Below are 25,668 nucleotides of genomic sequence, written 5' to 3' on the forward strand. Positions count from 1 at the left end.
TTCTCACGCACCTCGCCGAGCACGGACCGATTCGTGTCTGCCAGCCGCCCACGGTCGCCCACGACCCGGACTCGGCGTGACGGGACTCTCGACCCGGTAGCGCAGCATGGTTGTTCCGAATCGGGACGCAGAGCCAGGGTCAGCCTCAAGTGTCCGACACGGGAACGTGCGAGCGTGCCTGACACGGAGGTGGTCCGGCTGCGGGAGCTGTTCCGTAACGAGCTTCGGCCAGCCGACGGCCACTCCGGCTACGACTGGACGCCCGCGACCGTTCGAGACCTGCTCGCCGATTTCCGCCGACTCCACGAGCGACGACAGGCCGCCGACGGGGATCTTCGTGACCCTGGTGTCGATGGACCGAAACACCACCTCGGCACGGTCGTGCTTCGGGAGACGGACGACGGGCTCGCGGTCGTCGACGGGTACGCACGACTCCTCGTCGTTGCCGTGGTCCTCGATATAGTGACGGGCGATCCGCCGGTGGAGACACTCATCACGTCGATCACTCGACACGGGGGCGTCGATTCGTCGTCGGGCGGTTCCTGGTTCACGCACGCGGTATCGGGAGAGATGGTGACTCGTCTGGACGACACGTACGAGGCAGTCTGGAGCTGGATCGCCCCCGACCAGGGCCACTACGGTATCGAAGACACACTTCTGCATGGGGTAACTGTCACGATCCACCGCGTGGACAGTCGAGCCGAAGCGACAGCGGTGCGGGCAGCCGCCACGCGGCCCGGGACGGCGACGACGGAGGCTGAACGGGTTACAAACGGCCTCGCGGCGCGGTGCCGACGGACAGACGCCTCGTTGACTGTCCAGGAGGTCGCAGGCGTCCGCGGTGAACTACGCCAGGCGACCTCTGGCGGTCCTGTCGAGTCAGATGATCTCCTCCGAGCACACTGGCGACTGTACTGGGAGCCGAACTGGGACCCCGACAGCGACGGGAGTGTGAGCGAACGAGTCTTGCAGGGCGAGCAGTACGCCGCGAACGAGCGAGCTGACGACCCGACGGCTGACTGGATCACCGCCTATCTCGACGGGCTCCGAGCAGTGACGAAAGCACACGGCAAACTCGTGACCCGACCCGACGAGGCACAAGTGCGGCTCGTGGATTTTTTGTCGGACTCAGCCGTCGTCCAGGCCGACCGACTCCAGCGTCTTGTCACCGACCGTCGCGTCGCCACGTCGCCCCTCGCGCTTGCGGCGGCAGTGAGGTTCGACGCTAGCGACCGAGTGCTCGACCTCCTCGATCTCTTACAGACGACGCTCCTCCGGGCGAAGTGGGTCCGCGGCGACGGTACCGTCCCCGAGGCCGTCGAGTCGCGTCGTCGCCGGGGGGCGTTCGAACTCGTCTGGGCCGGCCGCGCAGAGGAGTACCGGAGCGCCGACCGCGACCCGCCGTTCGAGATTCCCAACTCGCCGGTGGCGGGCTACGAGCGAGCTTGGTGGCGACTCCAGAGTGCCGTCGGGCGCGTCGCTCCCGACGCCGCGTTCGAGCAAGCGCTGAGCCGTGAGAACGTGCGCGAGGGAACACGCGCCGCCGACGGCTGGCTCGGCGTCGACGACGACACCCTCGCCGCCCTGTTGGCATCGTACGAGCGACACGAACTCGACGACGACCGCGTCGGTCGAGAGTCGCCGGACGACCGCGAACTCGATCAGGTGTGGGAGCGCACCGCCGCCGAGCTTCCGGTCGACGAGGCACAACGCTACCGCGCCACACGCCGCCAGTTGGGCAACTTCGTTCTCTTCCCGGCCACGGAGACACCGACCGACTCGCTCCCGTACGACCTGAAACACTCCCGGTACTACCAGGGAGTCGACAAGTCGCCGCTCGTGCGAGCCCTCCCGTCGCCGGCGTCGACGGACGGCCGTGCGTGGGGTCCCCCGGAGATCCGGAACCGGACCGAAGCGATCGCCGACTTCGCGCGCCGTCAGTACCGCGTCGTCACGGGGGCGAACGTGACACTCGCCGCCGACGAGACGCTTTCGCCGACGGTGGAACACCGTCTGCGTCGACTCGTCCGCGAGCGGTTCGACCCGTCGGCGTCGTTCGTCCCAGACGGACTCGACGCGCTCCCGCGGGTGACGGTCGATGCCCGGGAAGCGTACCCGCCCGCGAGCTACGAACGGACCTGTCCCGCCTGTGGTGACGGAGCAGTGCGTGTGACTGACGACGACGGCGTGGTCTCGTTCGAGTGCGCGTGCGGAGAGTCGCTCGACGGTCCGTTAACCTCGTTCCACTTCGACGATCCCTGAAGCCAGTCGTAACACGAACTACTTTATCCAATACCGCACGACTCGTACTGTGCCCACGGTCACGGAACTCTCGGTCGAGAACTTCAGGGGGATTGCGGAGTGTGCCGAGCCCGTTCCGCTCGGGGATCCGACAATCCTGATCGGGCGAAACAACGCCGGCAAGACCTCGCTGTTGGAGGCGCTTTATCTCCTCGCTGGGGACACGGATCCGGTGTTGCAGGAAATGAGGTACACCCGCATCGCTGGCGCACACGGCCGGCACCTTGCCCACCAGTACACCGGGGAGTCTAGAATAAACGCGACAGTCGACGAGAGTGAGATGGAAGCAATCGTCAAGTCTGGCGGCATTGAATCGACTATCGACGGCCGCGACCGCAGGATAACGCCAGAGACGGACGACCAGTTCGGTATTGTCGGCGAGCCCTTCTCACTCCTGTTCGACACGGAGACGCCACAGGCCAGACACACGGACGCGCTGGCCGAGCGATTCGAAGAGATCCAGACGGCGGGGATTCACGCGGCGGTCGCGGAGTTCGTCGGCGAGAGCGTCGACGAGCGGTTCACCGAGGTGTTGTTCGACCGCGGGGAGATCCGGAAGGCGCCCGCGGACGGCACACCGTTCATGCTGGACCTAGACGATCTGGGGCGCGGTGTGGTGAAGACCATCCCGGTGTACACGGCCGTCGAACTGTTAGAACCAACGTTGACGCTGTGGGACGACCTAGAGTCGTCTCTCCACCCGACGCTGACGGAGAATCTGATCCAGTGGCTCGTCGACAGCCCGACACAGGCGGTCGTGTCGACACACAGTCTGGATGTCGTCACCGCCGCGCTCCAGGCGGATGCCGACGAGATGCAGTTCCTCAGCGTGGCGACCGACGACGGACGGCTCCGCGTCCGCGAATTCGACCGCGAACAACTCCGGCGAACGATCGAGAACGCGGGCCACGACCCGCGGTACCTCCCCGTCGACGGATGAGATTCGTTCGAGACGCCACTGAAGCCGATGACCTCTCCAGGCTCGTCGTGACCGGTGACGGGCAGGCGGAAAGCCGACGATTGGCTGCCGTCGCGCCGAAGTACGACGACGATCAGGTGTTGTTCTGTCCGTCGTCGAACGGGGGCGAGATCGAGCAGGGTGCGTTACGGATAGTTGGCAGCAAGAAACGGGGGACGGACCCTGGGGGGGCGACCGGAACGAAGGTGATCGACGGTCTCCGCGGGCGGCTCAAGCACTACGACGATGTGGTATTCGTCGTAGACGCCGAGCACTTCCGCGAGAACCCCAAGACGGAGCTGACGACGAAGTTCCGGGATCTCAACTGGAACGTGGAGACGACGACGACACTCGGCGACGGCGCGTACGAGTTCTCTCTGTCCGTCGGCTCGACTCGGGTGACGGTGTACGCTGCGGTCGTAGGCGACCGGTTCGACTGCTTCGAGGACGGAATCGCCGCGTTGCTCCAGCGTCGGCGCGACATCTCCCAGAGGAGCCTCTACGACGGTGTCGACGACCGTGACGACCTGAAGCAACGGATCGACGGGATCCTCGACTGTTCCGACGACAAACTCGTACGCGAGGCGAACCGACACGAGATCGGCGAGTGTCTCCCGGCGCTCGCGGCGGTGCTCTGTCAGTTCGAGTGACTGTGCCGTCGTACCCCGGACAGAGTTCTCGGTGCCCAGCCGTCGACCCCGATCCAGTGTGTGGGTTGGCGAGCGGGCTCTCGACTTCGGGCTGCTGGACCGGACGGCTCTGACAGGCGGTCGAGAACGCCGTCGCTCTCGGGCCGGGGGCCGCCCGGGAAGTACTCTGGCCCGGTTCTCGTTGTGGATTCCTTCGGTAGGTAACACTCCCGTGTAGACCTCGACGGAGAGACTACGCAACACCCACCGACTACTGGAGTGCGAAGACTCCCCGGCCGCACATCCACCACTCTCTCCGCCACGGCCGTCGTGCTGATGACTGACACGTCGGCCAGTCACGACCACGAGCCGAGCGTCGTGGCGTCGAGCGAACCCCCCGCCGGAGTGGCCGGACCCACCACCACGGACCCGATCAGACGACGTTGAACGACTCCGCGAACAGCCCGCGAATCAGTCGGGATCGCTCCGTGTCGACGAACGGGCTCCGGTCCGGCGCGCCGCAGACGACGGGGTAGGCGGCGACGGAGTCGGTCGCCGGACGGACGCCGGCGGCGACGTAGCCGATCGGGAGGTCGAAGGCGTCGATCAGCTGACAGACGTTGTCGGCGTACGTCTGTGTCACCTCGTGGTGTGCAGCCAGGTGTTCAGAGTCGTCTCGGTCGCTCCACAGTTCCGGGTGGAAGTGGACGAAGTGGACGAGCGTGACGTAGCTGACGCCCATCGACAGCAACGACATCGCCTGTCCGAGCCCGGCGTAGAATCCGTCGCCGTCGGCGAGCTTCGGCATCACACCGCCGTCACCGGTCTGTGCCGAGAAGTACTTCACCTCGGCTGCCGCGAGCGGGCTCTCACGGCTCCCGTCGGCCGTCTCACAGTACAACAGGTCGACGTCCGGCTGCAACAAGTGGCCGAACTGCTCGGCTATCTCGTCCGGACGCGCCCGCCCGTACGACACCCTGACGAGCTCCCAGAGGTTCACCTCCTGACGCGCCCACACCTCGCGGTCGCGGAGCCGCTGTGCGAGGCCACGCACGAGCGTCGACTCGGTGGGGTGGTCTGGCGGCTCCCAGTCGCACAGCTTCGACGGTGACGACTCGAACAGTTCGGTCAGCCGAGTCGATACGTCCGACACAGTGTGCAATCTCACGCCCGTAATAAAAAGACTCTCGACGAGTCTCGCTCGCGCTCGGTGATTCACTCCCGGATCGCGCCCAGAATCTCTCGCTCCACGGCTGCCCAGCGGCTCGGGAGTCGGCCGGCGATGGCGGCGAACACCGTCGCCATCGACAGTCCGAGCGTAACGAGCGGCGACAGCGACCACCCGAGCGTGTTTGCGACGGCGGCGACGAGGTAGTAGGCAACGAGAACGTACACGAGCGTCTCGGCCGTGCTCGGCTCCGGGTACTCCGACATTTCGAGCCCACGTACGGCGATTTCGGTCAAAAATCCTGCGGCAGCGTGTCGTCGGCGGTGACACGGGTGGCGTCCCGCCGCGCTGACTTCCCGGCGTCGTCTCGGGGCAGCAGCCGTGATCGATCTCCGTCGCCGAACTCGTCGGTGTGCCGTCTCAGACTCCCTCGACGGTGAATCTGCCACGGTGGTGAACGTGTAGCTCGGGGCGGACGGATCGGTCTCGGGTTCGTTCTCGCGTCCGGCGGGCACGGAGGTGTTCCGGAACGTCCGACGCGTCGACGGTTCTGTCGAGCACAATCGTCTCCCAGAGCCGGAGCGTCTGTGCCGGAAGCGTGGCGCTGTCGAGACTCTGCCGACGGTGACCTCTCGATCATCAACGCGGACGACTGCCTCACCACCCGACAGTCGTGCCGACAGTTCAGGGACGGGAATAGGCTCGTCGAGCACGTACGCGGCAGCCGGCTCGACGCCAGCGCCCAGTTCTGCCACGGCGAACATCGCTCGTCCACCGCCGAGGTCCGTCCACGGGAGCGGCGATGCCTCCTCGAAGTTGACAATCGCGTGATTGTCACGGAGGAGACTGTCGACGGGCATCTCGCCGGGTTTCTGGGCGGGCCGAATCGTCCGTGTCTCCCGGTCTGCGACGTAGTCCGGGTGACTACACGGCGGCGTAGTCTCGTAGTGGGTGTTCTCCTCTGTCGGTGAGGGTACATCGTACAGCAGCGTCGTCTTGACCAGTTCGACGGTCGCCGCGTCACTCACCGTGACTACCTGTGTACCCGCGTCACCCGGCCTCATCCACCGCACGCCGATAAATACCCAAAATGTGAAATGTTAGAACCCAACACCGGGCTATTGGGATGGGGACTCGACACGCAGCCGACGGAAAACGAGTACCGGCGTACCTGGGGGGCGTCGCCGCCGCGGTGACACTCGTCGCAGTCGTAGAGGCAGTCAATCGGATTGCCTCGGGGACGGGTGGCATGCTGTTGACGCCGGCGTACCTCGTCAGCTTCGGGATCACACTCCCGTTCGTCGTGACGATCGCGTACGGCGCGTGGTACCTCGCCGACGAGCCGTTTCCCCCCGCGCGGAATCGCCGCATTCTGGGGTGGTGCGTCGCGGCCTCGGGGCTGTGGACGGTCGCCAACCTCCTCACGATGGCCGTCTTGGGGTTCACGAGCACTTGGGTGGTGATCGCGTGGATTCGAGGGGCGGTCGCGTTCGGCTTCGGGACGGGACTCGTCGTCGGGGTGATGGAGGCGCGGGCGGTGACGCAGGCGGTCGCGGCCGAGCAGGCACGGCTCCGGGCGGAGCACGCCGCCCGACAGCGTGACCTCGTCGACTACGTCAACAGTCTCCTCCGGCACGAGGTGCTCAACGGTGTCAACGTCGTCCAGGGCAACGCCCAACTGTTGGCCGAGAGCGACGACGCTCCCGACCGACACGTCGATCCGATCCTCCGGCGAAGCGAGGAGCTCCAGACCGTCGTACGGGAAGTCCGGACCGTCGTAGAGTCGCTGGACGCCGACGGCACCCCAGAGGCGACGGACCTCGCAGACGCCGTCCGGACGGAGGCGACGAAGGCGGCGGATCTGGTGCCGGACGCGACGGTGACGGTCGACGTTCCCGAGGAGACGACCGTCTACGGCGACAACACGATCGGCCCGATTGTGGGGAACCTCCTGGAGAACGCGGTGAGACACGGGGGAGAGGCGCCACACGTCCGGCTGTCCGGGAGTGTCGACGGCGACTACGCTCGGCTCCGCGTCGCGGACGACGGTCCGGGAATCGCCGACCACGACCGCGAGGGACTGTTCGAGCGCCCCGCGAGCGGCACCGGCGACCACGGCTACGGGCTCTACCTCGTCGACGTGTTGTGCGAGCAGACTGGCGGCAGCGTGGAACTGGTCGAGACCGGTCCGGACGGCACCGTGTTCGAGGTGACGCTCCCCCGTGCCGACGCCGCCGACAGCTTCGACGCCGACGGTGCCCTCAGAGGCACCGACACCGGTGACACTGCCCTCACGGACGACTCCGTCGCGGTGGTCGACGCCGGCGACGACACGGCGAAGTGAGTGATCTGCTGCACAACGGATCACGGTATCGGATGGGGCTCGTCGACGAGCCCCGCCTCGTAGCTGAGCCGCTCTGGAACGGTGTACAGCCGATCGCAGCCGAGCTGTCTGGCGTTGTACCGAGCGTTGATGTCGACCAACTCCGGCGCGACGACGGCAGCAGTCCTCACCCCGATCTCACGGAGGTCTCCAGATGTCGTCTCGTGGAAGTACGTGTCGATGCCCGCGTCGTCGAGGCAGTCGACGACACTTGCGAGCAACTCTGGTGTCGTGGCGTCCCGGTGACAGAGGTCAGAACGGAGCGACACCGTCTCGTCGGGCACGCGGTCGAGGAGAATCCGTCGGCGGTCGCCCTGGTAGTACATCAGGTGGTGATTCAATCTTTCGAGTGCTGTCGGGTCGGCCACGTCGTCCGGCTCGACGTCGTACACCTCCCGCAGGCTGTAGTAGGTGTGCATCACCTCTTCGAGCGCCTCCGAGACGGCGGTTTCGGCCAACGGGTGACAGCTGCCGCCGACACTGAGCCAGGTGCCGTCGGTTGCGAACGCGAAGTACGACGGCACAGGGAGGTCGGAAGTGACATCGACGACGGTGACGTTCAATCCGGCGTCCGACAACGCCGCGAACCGGGCGGGGGCAGCGTCGGCGACGACCCGGGTCGAGAGTCGCTGTCTTGGGAGCCCGTTGAGCAACGAGATGGCCGCGGCGTCACGTTCGATCGCCTCCAGAAGTCCACCGAGAACTGCTCGCGGGAGCGTCGTGTGGCAGGCCGCTCCGGTGCTCGTCGCCTCCTTCAGTGGGCCGTACCCGGAGGCTCCGAGGTAGACAGTGCTCGCAGGGACCCGACGTGTGGTCCCGTCTCGGATGTGAGTGACGCCGATCCACTCCCGCTCGTCGTTCGGTGTGGGCCGGCAACTGAACAGTGCACTGTCGTCGTACTGGGCGTCCGTGTGTGGCTCCCACCAGAGTGCTCCGTCGACCGTCTCGGCCGTACCGACGACGGTTTCAGTGGGAGGACGTTCGATAGAGTACCGTTCGAGTGCCTCACCAACCGCTCGGTCACGCGCCTGCTGTCGGCTGTGCTCAACTGCTGCACCGCCCGTGGTCAACTGTTTGCTCGTGTCGAACAATGCCGTCAGATCGGAGACGACTGATCGCACGACGAGGTAGCCGTCGAACAGGTGAGAGAGGTCAGTCTCGACCGTCCGGGTGACGATACCCGTGCGGTCACTGATCGCCAGCCCGTGGGCCGCTGTTGGGTCGGACTCCGACTGTAGACGATCAATCACAGGTCTCACACCCCGGAACCGGAAAGACACCGTGTGTCTCACTCTCGAGCGTGACTGGATCGACCGTGACCTGCCGTGTTGCGAGCGGCCCTCCGTCCGGGCGACGACTACAGATCACGGCGATGGAGGCGAGGCCGGCGGCTGCGCCGGTGAGGCCACCGAGGGTGGATGGAGTCCCGCGACTCCGCTCGAACTCGGCTGGACTCTCTCGTGTCGATGCGCGACGGCGACGATAACAGTCGTCACAGACGGTCTGGGTCGAAATCACTGGTCCGACACACACCTCCCCCTCGTCGTCGAACACGGGGACGAACGGGGTGGCTGGCGACGCGGCGAACTGGTCGCTGAACTCGGGGACGACACCGACCGTCACGTTGGCCGCCTCGGGCTCGTCGGTCACGTCGGCGACTCCGAACGAGCGAAGTAACGGCTCCAACGAGCAGTCACCGACGACAGCGACCACCGTGTCGACGGCTGTCTCGTACACCCTCGCCGGCTGTCGGTGGTAGCGTGCCAGCTCCCTGACGGCGTTCGTGTCGACTGCGCCCGGTGGTCTGTCGACGGCGACCGCGGCGCCGTTCTCCAACAGCTGTTCTAACAGGTCTGCCGCTCGCTCGTCGAGTTCGGCGACCGCCGTCGGCCGACAGCCGTCTGCGAGTCGCTCGACGACGGCGTCGAGGTCGAACCCATCGGGGAGATTCCCGAGCCTGTACGAGCCACTGACAGTGTTCAAAAACAGCACGCCGTCGTGTCGCTCGACGTTGCCCCCCGGTACGACTACAGTCGAGTCTGTCTGTGTTGCTTCTTTCAAAGTAATGTGGTGTGGGGTGTGCGATTTATTGCTGGCTACTACGACGACTCGGCCGTCACCTCAGTTGCTGAACGTCACCGAGCAGCACAGCAGGTCAGTTGTCTCTTCCTCGTCGACGCTCCGGGTCTCGTCCGCGGATTCGATTTCGAAGTCCATCGCGTGTAGTACATAGAACATAGACCTTATATGTCTTATGGAGCATTTCACATTATTCTATAGCACTAACAATCTCGGGGGCGGGTCGGACGACAGCGTGCGACACAGGGTGTACCCGATGCCAGCGCCGCCGTACGCGAACGTCGGGTCGGGCACCGCTTCGGTTCGGGCGGCAGACCGAAACTCACCTCGACGGCGGAGTGACACCAACTGTTCGGCTCGGTGGCGGGCGAGTGCCGGATCGCCGGCCGCGAGCGCTCGGGCGACTCGGGCGGCGTTGCCAGTCCAGCGATCGTCCGTGTTCGTCCGATCGATCACCGGCCCAGCGACCGGTGTCGGTACCTCCCCGGAGTAGCCGAACCTCTCGGCTACGACTCCGACGCCGTGACTACCAGGTACCGGCGGCAGCCGCCGTCGTGTCGCTGTTCTCGGCGTCTCTAACTCGGCGGCACACTCGACTGCTGTCTCCCGAACGCCGCCGGTGTCTGTCAGATCGGCGACCGTTGCGAGCGCGTCCGCGACCCCAGCCGACTCCCCGACAGTGTCCACCTCGGTCGCGTCGACTGTGGTCGCCAACTCGACCGCCGCCTCGCGTATCTCGCCGTCACCGATCAGGTCGGCCGTCACCGCAAGCGCACGAGCGATCCGAGCGACTGCGAGCGTGTCGTGGCAGTCGACCCGACGAGCTGTGGCCTCGTCGTCGGCTGGATTGTCCGCCCCGTCCGTTTCCGAGACCGACAAAGCGAGTGTCTTCCGCACCGCAGTCGTCGTGTCCCGATCGAGCACCGAGCCAGCAGCAGCGAAGAAGGCCGCCACACCCGCCCGTCCGACTGCCACCGAGTCGTCGACAGTCCCGACAGTGAGACGACCGTCCGACGACGCAGGCGAGAGACAGCCCCACGTCCACCCCCCGTGACCGTCGGCGACTGCTGTCGTCCGCAACACTGTGGCCTGACGAGCGACAGCCGAGCGGATCTCCGCCTCGGACGCCGCTCCGTCCACATCGGCCGCGGGTTGGCCGACTGGTGCGGGTGTCTGGCCTACGCCGCCACGGATCAGCTCTATCTGCCGCCGGCTGTCGGCGGCGTCCGTCTCCTCGGTTCGCCTCCGTGCGGCCGTGACCCCGCTCACAGCCGCCGTGAGAACGGAATCGCCGTCCGGTGTCTTCACCTCCCGCTCGTCACCGGCGGCGACGAACCGCGGCGTCCGGAACCGTTCGATCGCCCGTCGCTCTGCGTCTACGATCCCCCACGGCGGGGCGGCGACTCTGTCACCCGACAGCGAAACAGCGAGCTCGTCCACCACTCGACCGTAGGTGGCCCCGTCTGCGAGCGTGTCGAGTCGACCGAGCCTGTCGCGGAGCCGGTCTTGGTTCCCTCGGTAGACGTATCTGACCGTCGTCTCGTCGAACTCCGCTGGCGACACGAGCGTATCGTCGGTGACGACAGCGCGGTGAACGCGGCGGAATCCCTCGACGACGGCCGACACGTACGGCTCCACCGACTGCGGCTCTCCGTCGACGACTGGCGCCGCGTGAGCCGTCGACACCGACCGCCGAGTCCGTCCGACGATCACTTCGCCCGTGCCGAGTCGATCGAACGTCGGCCGAGTGTCGTTGAGTCGCCCCGTCGTCTCCACGCTCAGTACGCCAGCCGTCTGGACGACCGTGTCGTCCGCCGACTCGTACGGGTGTCCAGTGCAGTACGGAATCAGGAGCGTCGACAACACTGATCGGTGACACAGCCCCGTTACCCCCGTCGGCGTCGGCCGACGCCGCGGCTCGACCGCCGGCGCGACGGCAGTTTCGGCGTCGATCACGACCGGGTGTTCGCCGGCTGCAACCACGTTCGTGACGGTGAGGTCACGCGATCCAAGTAGGTAGGCGATACACGCCAGCCCACCGACACGCCTGTAGTACCGCCGTACGGCCGCCCGGTCGGCACACGGCTCTGCGTCGATCCACTCCACCCAGCCGTGTGTCCCGCAGTCGAGCACGGCCGGTGTTCTGGCCGACCACCCGACTGCCCCGAACACTCGATCGACGGTGTGGTAGAACGTCGCGTCTGCGTCGACGGGACGCGGCTTGTACGCGACCGAGAGTCGGTCGTCGAACGTCACCCGAAGTGTCGCACCGCCGTTGCCAGTCTCGGCGTCGTCTAGTGGCTCAACTGCCGTCACGGTCTCCAGAGGCCCCGTCCCGAACGTGTCTGCGAGGCGATTGCGATCCGTACGGACCCGTCTGGCGACCCGCCGCACCGTTGCCAGCCAGTCGTCGACGTGTGCGACGAGCAGCCTGGCGTAGACGGGGTACTCGACGCAGAGCCGGGCGAACCCGCCGTCGAACAGAAAAGAGAGGAACGCCGGCCGCACTGTCGACGGATCGTCGTCGTCCGACACGTTCTCACGGAACGACGCCAACGGCGGCTGCCACAGCCAGCGTTCAATCCGCTCCCGGAGCCACCGCTGGAGCCGATCGACCGCGCCGGACGCCAGTCCCGCCGTGTCGTCGTCATCTAGCTGATCGGCGGCATAGGCCGCGACGGCCGCCGCGAGTTCCGTGAACGGTCCTGTCCGTCTCTCGACTCTCGATGGCTCCGTCAGACCGGACAGCATCGCTCGCAGCCGGTCGACCCACGGCGGGAGCGTCGCGTCTGCCGACAGCCGGTCGTGAGCGACGAGTTCGACACAGGTGGACCGGTCGAGGCCGAGCGCGTCGAGCCGTCGCTCGAACTCCCGACCCGTGCGGAACTGTGCCTCCCAGTCGGCGACGACTTCGGCTCCAACCGTCCAGGTGCCGTCGACGGCCGATGTCGTTGTGTCCGTCAGTCGGTCGTGGAGTGTCCGAGCGCGCCCGGCAACCCGCCGGGCCGTCGGGTCGTCGAGCGCTGTACTGTCGCCGCTGTCGTCGCACGTCACTGTCTGTAAAATCCCTCACGCACTCTTTTATCTTTGGGCACACGACGTACAGTTGTCGTGGCTGGAGACGAATTCGAACTCGAAGTGGCGACCGAAGCGGAGCTCGCGTCACTGACGGACACCGTCAGGCAGACGCTGATGGCGTGTATCGAGACCGCGCCACCGGCGGAGAGACCCGTCGTCAGGCTCTTTCCGTTGTCGGCGCTCGCCAATCACGACCACGTCGTCGGGAGCGAGACACGACGCCAGCGCATTCAGACGCTGTTTCGAGAACGGCTGTCGGGTGTCGGTGGAGCGACGACCGACGACGGCGTGTGGATCTACGTCGACACGGCGGTCGACGGCCACCGCGAGGCGCTGGCGAACGCCGTCGCACACGAGTACGCTCACGCCCGCCGGCACGTCAGTACCAGTCGGCTGGCCGACCGGCTCGTCGACGAGGGGCTCGCACAGTGCTTCGAGGCTGCCATCACGGATCAGCAGCCGCCACAGACGGAGTGGGCGACTGTCGCCGACGCCGAGCGACTGCTCCAGGCAGTCGTGGACCGTATCGAGAGCCGAGATCCAGCGGTCCACCGGCGAGTTCTGTACGGCAGCTTCGACGACAACGACGTGTTCGTCCCCGGCGCAGGCTACGTTCTCGCACACGAGGTCGTCGCCAGGAGTGGACTCACGAGCGAGCACCCGTGGTCGACGGCGCTGTCAACACCGACACACCGGTTCTTCGAGGAGACGACGTTCCCGCCGTAGGCGACACGACGGTAGTTGCTGCGTCGACTCCAGCATCACCCGCCGAACCCCAGCGTCTCGGCGTCTGCCTCTGTGACCGGCGGGAGCGTCCGGATCCCCTTGTCGACCAGACAGCCCACCCCGAACAGGAGCAACAGTCCTGCGTAGCCGTAAAGCAGCGTGTCGACGCCAACGACGGCGGCGGCAGCGCCGCCGACGAGACTCCCGAGCGGGAACGTCGCTGCTGTCAGACTGGACACCGTCGCCGACACGCGCCCGACGAACTCGGTGTCGGCCGCAGACTGGATCACGGAGAAGAACAGGATGTTGAACACGCCGACGGGAACGAAAGCGAGGAACAACAGCCCGGCAGTCCCGACGAGTCCGGACACTGCGACGGCGCCAGCGAGTGACAGCCCGCTGATGAGAAACGCCGCGACGCCAACTGTCCCGTAAGGAACGTCCTCGAACACCGTCGCAGACACCGACCCCACTAGTGTCGAGGCCGCGAGGGCGGCCATCAGGGTTCCGAAGGCGCTCGCAGACCCCAGCGCTGCCCCCAGTTCCGGCAACACTGCTGTCATCGCCCCCGATCCGAAGTTGACTGCTGCCGCTCCGAGCAGGAACGGAACGAGCCGTGAGCCCCGGATGTAGCCGACGCCTGCTCGAAGCCGGTCGCCGTACGACGAGCCGTCGTCGCCCAACGAGTCGCCGGTCTCCGCTGGATCGGTGTCGTCGTCCGTGTCCGACGTGACCGTCACTCCGGCGAACAGCACCGCCGCCAGCACGAACGTCGCGGCGTCGAAGACGAACAGACTCGCCGCTCCGACCACCGCGAGCACGACGCCACTTCCCGCCTGGAACGCGACATCTGTCCCACTCTTGGCCAGCGACAGCAGCGAGTTCGCACGAACTAGTCGCTCGTCGTCGACGAGACGCGGGAGCACCGCCTTCTCCGCGGGGGAGACGAACTGTTCGATCCCGGACACGAACGGGAGCACGGCCAACAACAGCCACACGGACAGCTCACCCAGCAACGCCGTTCCCGCCAGAACGGCGACCAACGCACCTTGGAGCAGTTGGGCCCACACCAGGATCTGGTGCGGGGGGCGCCGGTCGACGACTGGTCCAGCGAGAACCCGCAGGACCCGCGGCCCCCGAATCAGGAAGCCAGCGACACCGGTGTACAGTGACGACCCCGTGAGGTCGAACACGAGCCACAGAGCGGCAATCAGGTACGCGCTGTCGCCGGCGTTCGTCGCCAGTCGTCCGGTGAACAACCGCCGGAACCCGACGTTTCGCCACAGACTCCCGTCGGTCTCGTCGTCCACGGCCGTCACGAGTCTGCGGGCGTGATGTCAATTGCCGGTCGGCCGGGCTCGGCGTCCGTCGCGGTCGGATCGTCCGGAGTCGACACGGCCACTGTCGCGTCGAACTCGTCTTCCAACAGCCACCGGGCGCGCTCCAACGCCTCGTGCTCCCGTTCCGACGACAGCTGTGGCTCAAGCGCATTTGCCTCCGGCGCGAGCTGTTTGGCGTAGTCGGCTGCCGCCGATCCGACTGCTCGGAGGTCTTCGTCGGCCATCACCGTTCCGACGATGTCGTCGTCCGCCTCGCGCGCGAGGCGGTAGACGCGGTGACGCCACGTCGGCGCGACAGTGAGATTGATCCGCTCGGGGTTGTCGATCCCGACCGTGTCCAGAATGTTGTGAACGTCGTCACGGGTGGCGTCGACGAGCGCCTGCTCCGTCTCGTAACCCTCGGGAACGTCCGTGTCCGGCCAGTCCCCGGTCGCCAGCAGCGCGTCGTTGCCTAGGGTGGCCCACGCCTCCTCGCAGACGTGCGGTGCCACCGGCGACAGAACCGTCAGCACCGCGGTCAGCCCGTGCTCGAACGTCTCGTGGTCGGGCGTCGTCGCGTCCCGGTAGCGCCGGAGAAGCGACAGGAGCTGTCTGACCGCCCGGACGGCGTGGTTGAACCTGAACGCCTCGTACTTCGACGCCGCCTCCTCGACGGTCGCGTCCACGGACAGCCGGACGGACTCGTCGACTGTCCGGTCGGCGTCCGTCGTCTCGAACTCCCCGTCGGCGAACGACGACACCAGACTGTACACCCCGTCGAGGAACTGCCTGGCGCTCTCGACCCCTTCCGGGTCCCAGGCGAACTCCGTCTCCGGCTGAGCCACCTCACTGACGAACGTCCGGGCGGTGTCGGCGCCGTACTCCTCGACGAGTTCGGTCGGTGAGACGCCGTTCCCCTTGCTCTTCGACATCTTCTCGCCGTCCTCGCCCAACACCATCCCTTGGGTCGTGAGGTGGTCGAACGGCTCGCGGACGCCGTCCAACAGGTCCAGATCCGCGAGGACCTTCGTGAAGAACCGCGCGTACAGGAGGTGCATCACGGCGTGTTCCGATCCCCCAACGTAGCGGTCGACCGGCAGCCAGTCGCTCGCCCGCTCGCGGTCGAACGGCGCCGTCTCCAGCCCCGGGGAGACGTACCGCAGGAAGTACCACGAAGAGTCCACGAACGTGTTCATCGTGTCCGTCTCCCGAACGGCTGGCCCGCCACACTCCGGACAGGCCGTCTCCTGCCAGTCTGTCGCCGCGTCCAACGGGTTGCCGGCGGTGTGGACGAACTCCGGCAGTTCGACCGGGAGTCGATCGTCTGGCAGCGGCACTGTCCCACAGTCGTCACACTCCACCAACGGGATCGGTGTCCCCCAGTAGCGCTGTCTGGAGATCGCCCAGTCCCGGAGATCGTACTCCGTCCGTTCCCGGGCGTCGAACGCCTCCGCGAACCGCTCGCGGGCCGTCTCGCTGTCCGTCCCGTCGTACTCTCCCGAGTCGACGAGCACACCGTCGTCGGTGAACACCTCGTCGTCGGCGTCGTCCCTCTCGCCGTTGTCGGGCACGACGACCCGTCTGATCGGAACATCGTGGGCCTCGGCGAAGGCGTGATCGCGTTCGTCGTGCGCCGGGACGGCGAAGATCGCACCCGTCCCGACATCGTCCAAGACGTAGTCCGCGACGTACACGGGCAGCTCCTCACCGGTCGCGGGGTTGATCGCCCGCGCGTCGGTCTCGACCCCGCTGGTCTGTGCGAGCCCGTCGTCGCTCGCAGCCGCACGGTCGCAGTAGTCGGCGACGGCCTCGTCCGCCTCGCCCAGCCGCTCGGCCAACGGGTGGCCCGGCGAGAGGACGACGAACGTCGCGCCATACAGCGTGTCCAGCCGCGTCGTAAACACGTCTACTGTCGTCTCCCCGTCCGGGTGTTCGGTGTCGAGACCGAGGATGTGGCCCGTCTGTCGACCGATCCAGTTGCGTTGCATCTCCCGGACGTTCGCCGGCCAGTTGTCCAGCCGATCCAACTCCGCGAGTAGTTCGTCGGCGTAGTCGGTGATGGTGAAGAACCACTGTCCGAGCTCTCGCTGTCGGATCGGCGTATCACACCGCCAACACCGCTCGTCGTCGCCCTCTACCTGTTCGTCCGCCAGGACGGTCTCACAGGAGTCACACCAGTTCAGCTCCGTCTCCTGACGCTCGACCAGCCCAGCGTCCCAGAACCGCCGGAAAAGCCACTGGTTCCACCGGTAGTACTCCGGGTTACACGTCTTCACCTCGCGGTCCCAGTCGTAGCCGAACCCCATCCGCTGGAGCTGTTCGCGCATCGAGTCGATACACGACTCGGTGAAGCTCCGTGGATCCGTGTCGCGTTCTTCGGCCGCGTTCTCCGCCGGGAGTCCGAACGCATCCCACCCCATCGGGTGGAGCACTGCTTCCCCTCGCAGCCGCTCGAACCGAGCGTACGAGTCGGTGATCGTGTAGTTCCTGACGTGACCCATGTGGAGGTTCCCGGAGGTGTACGGGAACATCGCCAACACGTACGCCGGATCGTCGATGTCGTCCGGGACAGTGAACGCTGATGCCGTCTCCCAGGCTCGTTGCCACTCTGTCTCTACCTCTCGGTGGTCGAACGCCCGGCTGTCGTTTTTGTCGTTGGCCACAGTGACACATCTACTCTACGTTCATTTTTATAATCTTCTGTTCCACCGGTGGGAGTCCCCGACGGTGCTGTGTCACGACGAGGCGAGACCACCCGCACCCGGCAGGGTCGGTTTCGTCTCAGTGTTGGTGATTGTTCAGAGCAGAGGAAAAAAGTTGATACGAGATGTCAAATAGTTACAGATATGGCAGCGACACGAGCCTCTCGGCACGGCGGACTGGTGACGGACAACAGCAGTGAGGCGTCGCAGTGAGCGGATTCACCCCCACCCAACGACGACGGCTCGCGGCCAAGGCGGCGACCATTCCCGAGCGTCTCGAGGCAGGACTGCTCGCCGACGAGCCCGCGTCCGACGCGCCGGCTGTCGACGACTGGGCGGCCATGTACGGCGGTGCCTTCGACGAGCGGCTCCAGTTGCTGGAGACGACACGGGCGGAGTGTCGCCGTGCCGCCGCAGTCGATCAGGCCGCGGAGGTGCCTGAGTGGATCACTCGGTTGGAGACGGTGGTGACCGGTGTCACGGCCCGTGACCTCCGTGTCGACGGTGCTGACACCGTCGACACGTACACCGTCGACGACAACGACGACCGACCACACGTCGACGGCCCGCCGCGCCCGTTCGGATCGCTGACGGCCGCGATTGCGGCAGAGGCGAGAGACGGCCTCCCGACGCTGTCGCTGTCGGAGTCGGCTGTCGACTCGTTCGCGGCTGCGTTGCAGTCGCGGGTCGAACGAAACTCTCTGCAACTCCTGTACGAGCAGTTTGACCGAGCCAGACGGCGTCACGCGCCGGACGCCCGGGCGTCGGTCGGCGGCGACAGTGAGCCGGAGACGGCCGTGTACGAGAAGTTCCTCGCGTATCTCCTCGACGACGGACTCGTCGAGTTGTGTCTGACGTACCCCGTGTTCGGACGCCTGCTGTCGACGCAGGTGCGACAGTGGCGCAGTGCAGTTGTGACGTTCGCCGAGCGGCTGAACGACGACCGTGCGGCGTTGGCCGAGCAGTTCGCGGACCGTTCCGCTCTCGGGCGCGTCACTGCCGTTCGACCTCTCACCCGCGACAGACACGGTGACGGCCGTGTCACCCGTCGGGTCGAGTTCAAGTGTGGCGTCACCGTCGTCTACAAGCCGCGCACGGTTCGACCAGAGGCTGCACTTGCAGCACTCACCACGGATCTGGCGGCCGACGGTGACCTGCCGCGACTCCGACAGCCGCAGTGCCTCGTCCGCGACGGCTACGGGTGGACATCTCTGCTCGATACCGATCCGCCGACGGGTGAGACGGCGGCACGGCGCTACTACCGTCAGTTCGGCGCTCGGTGTTGCCTCGCTCGACTCACCGAGACGACGGACTGTCACACCGACAACGTCGTCGCCACCGACGACGGTCCAGCACTCGTCGACGCCGAGACGATCTGTCACCCGTACCTCGACCCGAACCGACGGCCGTACGACTGGGGGTTCGGACGGGCCGTCGACGAGACGCCGCTGTCGACGGCGATGCTGCCGTACCAGATTCGGACAGAGGAGGGATCGCTGAACCGGAACCCCGTCGGACCATCTGCGGCACCGACGCCAGACACCGAGGAGTCGAGGACGGAGACGGTCGTCCGAGCGGTCGCCACGGACGCGATGTGTCTGGAGACGGTTACCCGCGACCTCGACGGCGTCGCCGCCGATGCGCCCGTGGTCGACGGTGAGCCAGCACTCCCGTCCGAGTACGTCGACGCCGTCGTCGCGGGGTTCGAACGCACTCACCGTGCGGTGCGTGCCCAGTGTCTCTCCGGCGACACTCCGCTGACCGATCACCTCGGCGGGCTGCCCGTCCGGTTCGTTTACCGACCGACTGGATCGTACCGCCGGATACTCGACCGGCTGCGTGAGCCAGCCACGCTGGCCGACGGTGCCCGGTTCGGAGTCGTCCTCGACCGGCTCACCGTGCCTGCGTTCGACGGCACGGCCGACCGACACCCGCTCTCAGTGCTCAACGCCGAGCGGACGGCGCTGAAGCGGCTCGACCACCCACGATTCACGAGTCGGTCGGACGCGACGGTGGTCGAACACGACGGTGTCCCGCTGTGTGATCTCGCCGACGTGTCGGGACTGGACAGAGCGCGTGCACGGGTCACCCGTGGCGACGACCGTCGACTCGCCGAGGAGGTTGCCGTCGTCCGTGCGGCGCTGGGCGAGGACGGCAGACAGCCGCTCGGCGAGCACACGACCGCTCACGACCCACACGATCAGACGAACGAGACGATACCTCCGTCTTCCGGCGATGCCGACTGGACGACACCGTCGACTGCCGCGCAGGCGTCGTTCGAGCGCGCCGTCGCCGCCGGAGAGACACCGGCCGGCCGGTCGTACGTGTGGAGTCGGTTCGACCCGACAGCGACACGACTACCGACCGTCGCGGGCGTCGGGTTGGGTCTCGAACGCGGACGAACTGGCGTCGCCATCCTCGGTGCTGCACTGTCCGCTCTCGACGGGACCGGAGCGTACTACAGCCGGACGCGGTCGCTCCTTGACCCAGTCCTGACAGCGACGGCGGACGCTCTCGACGACCCGGCGACCATCGGGTACGGACTGGTCGTCGCCGGCTCTCTCCTGAACGACGACCGGATACTGTCGACCGGGACAGTGTTTGCTCGGGCGGCCGATCCCGGGCCCTCCTCTGTGATGGACGGTGGCCTTGCCGGAACTGTTGCTGCCGCGACCGGTGTCGCCCGGGCGACGGACGACGAGCGTGTTCGGTCGCAGGTGGTCGCTTTCGGCGACCGACTGCTTGATCGGAGTGAGGAGTGGCAGTGTGCTCCCCCGACGTACGATCGAGGCTCTGGCGGCGTCGTGTACGCCCTCGCACACGCATGGGCCGAGACTGGCTGTGAGCGGTTCCGCGAGGCGGCAGCCGAGACCGTCGCGTCGTGGGAACAGCCCCCGGACGCACCAACCCAGGTCGGACTTGACGCCAGGCTCCCCGGTGTCACGTTCGATTCCCCCACCAGCGAACGCCGTGGAGACGAGTACCGGGGCGGGACGGCCGGCCGGATCACTCTCCAGATCGCCGCAGGGCGTGAAACTGCCGCTGCCGAGACCGCGGATCGACTCCTCACCCGAGTCGTCCGCGACGGTCGGTACACGCTCCCGACGGACGCCAGCGGAGTCGTCGATCCTACCCTCCGAGACGGCTACGCCGGTGTCGGGTACGCTCTCGCCCGGTGTGTCTCCCCGACGCTACCGTGTCTGGTGCTGCGTGGCTAACGACTGACGCGCCGACACACCCCCTCGCGGCCGTCCCCTCGCTCGACAGAATCCCGAGAAGTCAAACCCCCCTGGAGAGAAGGGGGTGGCGTGAGCCTCTCCGAGGATCGAACCCGGGCGTACACACTGGGTGCGCTGACGGGCGCGTTCGCGGCACTGGCGGTCGTCGCCGAGGAGCGACGGCGAGCACTGTTCGGCAGCGTCTCGTTGGTCTGTGGCGCGCTGGCCGTCGTCTACGAGGAACGCGCCGACCGCATGTCCGGCTACGACGGCCCCGCACCCGAGACCGACTTCGGCGAACAAGAGGAGGCGGTCGGCGACGGCGGCGACGAAGGGGCGGCAGAGTAGCAGGAGAGTCGCCGTAGAGGTCACCGTCACGCCTGCTATCGGTTTACGACGCTCCAGTTCGTCTGTCGACGGAGGGGGTGATTCTCCCGTCGCAGTGGTCGGTGCCGACGGTGTCACTCTGCCGTTGACTCGTCTTGGTATTCTGCCTGTTCCATCACGGTCTCACGAAGAGTCTCGACACACTCGGGGTAGTCGTCGCGGACGTTCAGAGGTGGTCGCTGCGTGTTGATCCCGCTCCGATAGTACTCTCCGTCGACTTTGTACAACCACGGGTCTGGCTTTTCAGAGTCTGGATCTCTCGGTTCGTACTGGAGAATCTGGTCGAAGGCCGATTCGACGTGTTCGGGAGTCTCACTCGCAACACGGACGAGAAAGCGTTCTCCCTCCCCGTAGATCAGGACGAGTTCGATCAGAAGCCTGCACGTCGCAGTGGTGAACTCCCCACCGGCTTCTTCGGCTGCTTTCGTACACAGTTCGCGCCAGTGTCCCAGAACGTGAGCAGGGTCGATGGAACTCTCGTCGTGGTTTTTGTGTCCACGGACGACTGCGCCCGTAATCTCACGATACGCACTGAGGAGGTGCTGGGCTATCTCGATACTCTCGTTACCGTCTTCCACTGCTGTCCGTGCCCAGTCACGCTCGGCATCACCGATCACGGGCCCGTTCGCTTTGAGGTGAAGAGACAAACTGGTCTGTAAACTGTTGAAAGCCTCTCTCGTAACGTCGTCGAGCCTCTCGTCGGTCATGTTTCCGGAGACTTGTCCGGCGAGAGCGTTCCTGAACCCACGTGTAGCTTCTCGCACCGCCTCGGTCTGGCTGTGTGCAGCAGCCTCTTTCAGGAGTTCTCCGGCTTCATTCCAGATAACTCTCTGTACGGCTGTCTGCTCACTCGGATCTGCTTTTCGAGCCTGTCCTCGGAGGGCCTGGATCACCGTTCTAGCTACCGCTTCGTCACCCACCTCGATTCCGTACGCGCCGATCTCTCTCTGTGCCTCGATTGTCTGCCGCATCAGACTGTACTCGTCTCGCTCGTCGGCGTGGAAGAGGAAATTGTGGAAGTGGTCGGCAACGACAGGCTTCATTTGCTTCCGTTTCACCGAGCGGTCGAGATTACCGAGCCGTCCTTCCTCACTAAGTGACCGGTGATGCTGAATCGCAAGCTCTCGTTCCTTCGAGAGCGCCGTCTCGGCTGCTGCGGTGTCGTGTTCCGAGACGGCTGCCATCGCCATCGTGTGGAGTGGTCGGAGTGGGTGCGTCTCGCGGTCACCCGCGTCGAATTCCTGGACCTGGCCGAGGTACGTCTCCGTGTCGAGATCCTGCTCGAACAGCCTAACCATCCCCTCGGGGGTCGCAGTGGCGGTCAGGCGCCGGACGAACTCGTACAGCGTGATGGCGGCACCCGCCGCAAGTCCTCCGGCGAAGTACACCCAGCCGCGGTACCAGACTGTTCCGTTCAGCGGCATGTTGAACAGGAGTACAACATCAAGCCCGACGGAAACCACGAAGACGAAGAAGGTGAACCGGAGCGCCGGCGATCGGGTGTACAACGGCCCGATCCGGGAGGAGTAGCGCGTCGTGAGCTGGATTGCAACGAGCGCGACAGAGAAGACAATTGCCAGTACGCCACTCTGGACGGTTGCGAGCGTCCCGAGGAACGCTCGCAGCGTCCTGTCGTCTGGTGTTCCGAGATAGAGCCCAGCGGCTGCGGTGGCAACCGAGACGGCGAGAACGGCCGCGATCACCAGCCAGGGTACCTTCCCGACTCGCGTTTGGGCGTCCTGAAGACCCCAATTGCGCTCCCCTATCATGTCGTTCGGATCGTCCTCCGTCTGTTCGTCGTCACCCTCCGAGTCGGTCACGCCGGCGCCTTACTCCCCCGACGCGCTCGGTCAACGGCCCGCCGGACCACGCGCACGTCCCGGCGAACGGTCTCCCACTCCGACATCGCCTCCCAGCGTGCTTCGACCGTCTTGTGGTCGTCGACCGGTGTCCCGACAGCACCGACGGCGTCCGGCGCCAGCGCGTCGAACCGCTCCCGGAACTCCCGGCCCCGTTCCGTCAGCTCCGCCAGCCGCGACCGCAGCGTCTCCTCGCTCGTCTCCGTGGCGAGCCGTTCCACCTGCTTCCAGGTGAGGTACGACTCGTTTCGGCGGTACGTCGCCGACCGTCCGTCGCGGCGTTTGGCGACGCCCACCTCCACGAGCTGGGCCAGCGCGTCTCGCGCCGCCGTTGAGGAGTGGGCTCGCTCGGCAACCGTCTCCACCGGCACGTACTCCGTCGTCCCGACGACCGTGTCGTAGACGCGCTGGAACGTCGTCCGCCGCTGAACCCACTCGCCCAACGCGCTCGTGTCGTCCGTCACACCGTCGCGTACCGCAGCCAGTCGCATATCTGTTCTGCAGCTTAAATACGTGAGTGTCTGTGACAGCGAAGTGGACGAAATCTCCTGTAGGAGACGAACGGGAACTTTCATTAATCTAGTTGTCTCAGACTACAAGTAGTGGCATCGCCAACGCTTCCAAGTATCGGTGTCGTTGGGCTGATTCTGTTCGTTTTGCCGGGGCTGGCGGGGATCAAGCTCGCTCTTCGCCTCTCCAGGCGGGGCGACTGGCTCGGCCGAATCGACACTGTCGTCGCCAGTTTCGGCTTGGCCGTCGGCTCACTCGTCGGGTTCTATCTGATCGAGTCTCTGGCGATTGGGGTCCTGAGGTTCGTACACCACAGACAGGTTCGAACGATGGAGTTCGCAGACGTAGAAGCCATCGTTGGAAACCTCGACGTACTGATCCTCTCGTACACGATGCTCTTCTTGCTCAACCTTCTCGGCGGTACTCTCATCTACCATACTGGCTTCCTGTACGACACGTTCAGCTCGAATCGGACGTGGCAGGCGTACCAGCGGATGGTGTCTCGTGTCGACGACTCGGGTGCATACGTCGTTCGACTTCGAACGACGGCCAGCGACGAAATCAGGGGAGTGGTCCAAGACGAGAAGGACGTGTCGCTGAACGGGGACGTGTTCCTCTACGAACCGAAGGTCGTACGATACAGCGACAACGGAAATGCGGCAGAGCGGTACCGATGGGAGGACGGCGTGCTCGTCAAGGCCAAACAGATTGTTCACGTCGAGTTCGAGGGGCTGGCGAACGCCGATAGAATCACCGCGAAGGAGTCCTCGAAGGAGACGACGACAGACGAAGCAGAAGAGGAAATGGACGAACTCCGTTCCGTCCGTGAGTCCGGTGACACCGGCCGGACGAGCGACGCAGATGGACCGAACGATGTGGAGAAGACCGGAGAGCTGGGAGAGGCGAGCGAGACAGGCGAGATAGACGACGGGCCGTAGTCGCAGGCCTCGAAGTCAGATGTTCAGCTTACTGTTCTTCGCCATGCCGGGGTGCTCGCTGTAGACGTACTTCAGAAGTTCGTAGAGATCGGTATCTTCGTAATCACCGAGTGTCGCTCGAACGCTCGCTTCGAGTTCCTCGGGCATGTCGAGTTCGTCGCCGCCGTTCGCGGCGTGTTCGACGACCTGACGACCGTCCTCCGTCAATCGGTAGACTTGCTTGTCGTTGTCCGCGCTCTCGGCCGTCTGTTCTTCTCCCTCCTCGACGAACCCCTCGTCGACGAGTCGGTCGATGTCGTCGTACAGCGCTTTCGAGAACGGCCCGTAGCTGTGTGGGACGAAATCGTACCCCTCCTCGATCTCACCCTCCTCCTGCGCGAGGAAGACGAGCTTCTGGAACCGTGTGATCCCGTCCATCTCGTCTGTCTCCGCCTCGTGTAGGAGTGTCAACGGGAGGAGCTTCTTGTTCATCGTCATCCCGGTGTATGCACGTCACATACTTAGGCACTTACGGTACCAGTGGTTCGAACGGTCGTCAAATACGCTCTCGTGTCGGCCAGTGGGGTGTCACCGAGACGGCGGTACTCGGTCCGTTCCGGGGTGTTCACGCCCGTCGTGATCCCGTCCCGGCCCGCGAACACCCACCCACAGTTTCAATTCCGTCGCCACAGACGACCGACTGTGGACGAACTCCTCGCAGCGCTCGGGACCGACGTCGGCGCGCTCGTCCGTGGTGCGGCGCGTCTCGATCTCCCGGGACTCCGGTCGGAGGCGCACGTCCTCGCGCGAGCAGTCCGGCGGTTCTTCCGCGAACACGACCGGCTCCGCGAGGCCGCAGCGGTCCAGCGACACTGCTCGGGGGCGGCGACGGACGCAGACCTCCTGCGTCTCGCCGGGCGGCGCGACCCGACCGCCGTCGCGGACCTCCGGGCGACACACGCCGACGCCGCCGGGCCGACTGTCGCGCCGTGTGCCTCTCTGGGCCCGGTCGCCGCTGTCGACCGCGACGTCCCCGCGCTGGCCGTCGGGGCCGCCAGCCTGAGGTGGCGCGACGCCGTGGCCGTCGTCGAGGTGTTGGACGGTGCCGTCGTCGAGTTCTTCGACGCACACGAGACCGTCCGACACGCGGCGGCCGCCCAACGGTACGCCGCCTCTCGGACGATGACCCGCGGCGGCGCCGCCCGACTCGCAGACGTGCCCCGGGGTGAGATCCGGACGCTGCTGCGCGACCACGGCGTCACACCCTGGAAGGGGGGTGTGGAGGGTGGGACCGGCGACGATTCAGAAGACAGTGACGGTCGCGTCGTACACGACGAACTGCCGTCCGACGAGGAGTAGCTCGAAGCCGACACGTCCGACGGCCCGTCGGGGAGAGCCGATACGTCGGCTCGCCCGCCGAATTCACGACCACGT

19 protein-coding genes are annotated in these 25,668 nt (G+C 66.0%); 9 read left to right on the plus strand and 10 right to left on the minus strand.

The window, feature by feature from the left end:
* The first annotated feature begins 174 nt into the window (after nt 1–174).
* Genes RYH79_RS17920 through RYH79_RS17930 form a run of 3 tightly spaced genes read left to right on the plus strand, consistent with a single transcriptional unit; the run spans nt 175 to nt 3,909 of the window.
* Nucleotides 175–2,262, plus strand: a complete 2,088-nt coding sequence (locus tag RYH79_RS17920) for a hypothetical protein (protein WP_370901772.1) — start codon at nt 175–177, stop codon at nt 2,260–2,262.
* Nucleotides 2,263–2,311: 49 nt separating this feature from the next.
* Nucleotides 2,312–3,241, plus strand: a complete 930-nt coding sequence (locus RYH79_RS17925; protein WP_370901773.1) for an AAA family ATPase — start codon at nt 2,312–2,314, stop codon at nt 3,239–3,241.
* 47 nt (nt 3,242–3,288) lie between these two features.
* Complete coding sequence (locus RYH79_RS17930; protein WP_370901774.1) at nt 3,289–3,909, plus strand: hypothetical protein; 621 nt, start codon at nt 3,289–3,291, stop codon at nt 3,907–3,909.
* Nucleotides 3,910–4,321: 412 nt separating this feature from the next.
* On the opposite strand, the gene RYH79_RS17935 is transcribed toward RYH79_RS17930, so the two are convergent.
* Together RYH79_RS17935 and RYH79_RS17940 are read right to left on the minus strand one after the other, a co-directional pair.
* Nucleotides 4,322–5,041 carry a hypothetical protein gene (locus RYH79_RS17935; RefSeq protein WP_370901775.1) on the minus strand — a complete coding sequence of 240 codons (720 nt, stop codon included), beginning with the start codon at nt 5,039–5,041 and terminating at the stop codon, nt 4,322–4,324.
* Between the two features lie 62 nt (nt 5,042–5,103).
* Entirely contained in the window at nt 5,104–5,322 is a 219-nt protein-coding gene (locus tag RYH79_RS17940) for a hypothetical protein (RefSeq protein WP_370901776.1), read from the minus strand.
* 860 nt (nt 5,323–6,182) lie between these two features.
* On the opposite strand from RYH79_RS17940, the gene RYH79_RS17945 reads away from it, so the two are divergent.
* On the plus strand, nt 6,183–7,400 hold the full coding sequence (locus tag RYH79_RS17945; protein WP_370901777.1) for a sensor histidine kinase: 1,218 nt from the start codon (nt 6,183–6,185) through the stop codon (nt 7,398–7,400).
* Nucleotides 7,401–7,420: 20 nt separating this feature from the next.
* Here the strand turns inward: RYH79_RS17945 and RYH79_RS17950 are convergent, their stop codons facing one another.
* From RYH79_RS17950 to RYH79_RS17960, 3 genes are all read right to left on the minus strand, one after another.
* Nucleotides 7,421–8,689, minus strand: a complete 1,269-nt coding sequence (locus RYH79_RS17950; protein WP_370901778.1) for a YcaO-like family protein — start codon at nt 8,687–8,689, stop codon at nt 7,421–7,423.
* Nucleotides 8,682–9,422 carry a TOMM precursor leader peptide-binding protein gene (locus RYH79_RS17955; protein WP_370901779.1) on the minus strand — a complete coding sequence of 247 codons (741 nt, stop codon included), beginning with the start codon at nt 9,420–9,422 and terminating at the stop codon, nt 8,682–8,684. Before RYH79_RS17955 ends, RYH79_RS17950 begins: the two co-directional genes overlap by 8 nt.
* 291 nt (nt 9,423–9,713) lie before the next feature.
* Entirely contained in the window at nt 9,714–12,572 is a 2,859-nt protein-coding gene (locus tag RYH79_RS17960; RefSeq protein WP_370901780.1) for a DUF4135 domain-containing protein, read from the minus strand.
* 57 nt (nt 12,573–12,629) lie between these two features.
* On the opposite strand from RYH79_RS17960, the gene RYH79_RS17965 reads away from it, so the two are divergent.
* Complete coding sequence (locus RYH79_RS17965; protein ID WP_370901781.1) at nt 12,630–13,322, plus strand: DUF2268 domain-containing putative Zn-dependent protease; 693 nt, start codon at nt 12,630–12,632, stop codon at nt 13,320–13,322.
* A gap of 35 nt (nt 13,323–13,357) precedes the next feature.
* On the opposite strand, the gene RYH79_RS17970 is transcribed toward RYH79_RS17965, so the two are convergent.
* Both RYH79_RS17970 and leuS read right to left on the minus strand, forming a co-directional pair.
* A complete protein-coding gene (locus tag RYH79_RS17970) occupies nt 13,358–14,632 on the minus strand; it encodes an MFS transporter (RefSeq protein ID WP_370901782.1) in 1,275 nt (424 codons plus the stop codon).
* Nucleotides 14,633–14,637: 5 nt separating this feature from the next.
* The gene (gene leuS / locus RYH79_RS17975; RefSeq protein ID WP_370901783.1) at nt 14,638–17,304 is read right to left on the minus strand and encodes a leucine--tRNA ligase; all 2,667 of its coding nucleotides are present in this window, start codon (nt 17,302–17,304) and stop codon (nt 14,638–14,640) included.
* Nucleotides 17,305–17,552: 248 nt separating this feature from the next.
* On the opposite strand from leuS, the gene lanM reads away from it, so the two are divergent.
* Together lanM and RYH79_RS17985 are read left to right on the plus strand one after the other, a co-directional pair.
* Complete coding sequence (gene lanM, locus RYH79_RS17980; protein ID WP_370901784.1) at nt 17,553–20,561, plus strand: type 2 lanthipeptide synthetase LanM; 3,009 nt, start codon at nt 17,553–17,555, stop codon at nt 20,559–20,561.
* 90 nt (nt 20,562–20,651) lie between these two features.
* Nucleotides 20,652–20,909 (plus strand): hypothetical protein, encoded by a 258-nt coding sequence (locus tag RYH79_RS17985; protein WP_370901785.1) that lies wholly within the window; start codon nt 20,652–20,654, stop codon nt 20,907–20,909.
* Between the two features lie 113 nt (nt 20,910–21,022).
* On the opposite strand, the gene RYH79_RS17990 is transcribed toward RYH79_RS17985, so the two are convergent.
* Nucleotides 21,023–22,768: a DUF2254 family protein gene (locus tag RYH79_RS17990; RefSeq protein ID WP_370901786.1), complete on the minus strand. Its 1,746-nt coding sequence runs from the start codon at nt 22,766–22,768 to the stop codon at nt 21,023–21,025.
* Nucleotides 22,765–23,271, minus strand: a complete 507-nt coding sequence (locus tag RYH79_RS17995; RefSeq protein WP_370901787.1) for a DUF7342 family protein — start codon at nt 23,269–23,271, stop codon at nt 22,765–22,767. Before RYH79_RS17995 ends, RYH79_RS17990 begins: the two co-directional genes overlap by 4 nt.
* 138 nt (nt 23,272–23,409) lie before the next feature.
* Between RYH79_RS17995 and RYH79_RS18000 the strand changes: the two genes are divergently transcribed.
* Nucleotides 23,410–24,255: a hypothetical protein gene (locus tag RYH79_RS18000; protein ID WP_370901788.1), complete on the plus strand. Its 846-nt coding sequence runs from the start codon at nt 23,410–23,412 to the stop codon at nt 24,253–24,255.
* 15 nt (nt 24,256–24,270) lie between these two features.
* Here the strand turns inward: RYH79_RS18000 and RYH79_RS18005 are convergent, their stop codons facing one another.
* Nucleotides 24,271–24,732, minus strand: coding sequence for a helix-turn-helix transcriptional regulator (locus RYH79_RS18005; protein WP_370901789.1), 462 nt, complete (start codon nt 24,730–24,732; stop codon nt 24,271–24,273).
* Between the two features lie 204 nt (nt 24,733–24,936).
* Here RYH79_RS18005 and RYH79_RS18010 point away from each other — a divergent pair, with 204 nt between their 5' ends.
* Nucleotides 24,937–25,593 (plus strand): hypothetical protein, encoded by a 657-nt coding sequence (locus tag RYH79_RS18010; protein ID WP_370901790.1) that lies wholly within the window; start codon nt 24,937–24,939, stop codon nt 25,591–25,593.
* Nucleotides 25,594–25,668: the final 75 nt, after the last annotated feature.

The organism is Halobaculum sp. MBLA0143, from assembly GCF_041361465.1.
In the GTDB taxonomy this organism is placed as follows: Archaea; Halobacteriota; Halobacteria; order Halobacteriales; family Haloferacaceae; genus JAHENP01.

What these genes read in the sequence shown, in the direction of transcription:
- RYH79_RS17940 (WP_370901776.1), bottom strand. Translation starts at nt 5,322, where the DNA reads ATGTCGGAGTACCCGGAGCCGAGCACGGCCGAGACGCTCGTGTACGTT.
- RYH79_RS17945 (WP_370901777.1), top strand. Translation starts at nt 6,183, where the DNA reads ATGGGGACTCGACACGCAGCCGACGGAAAACGAGTACCGGCGTACCTG.
- RYH79_RS18005 (WP_370901789.1), bottom strand. Translation starts at nt 24,732, where the DNA reads ATGACGATGAACAAGAAGCTCCTCCCGTTGACACTCCTACACGAGGCG.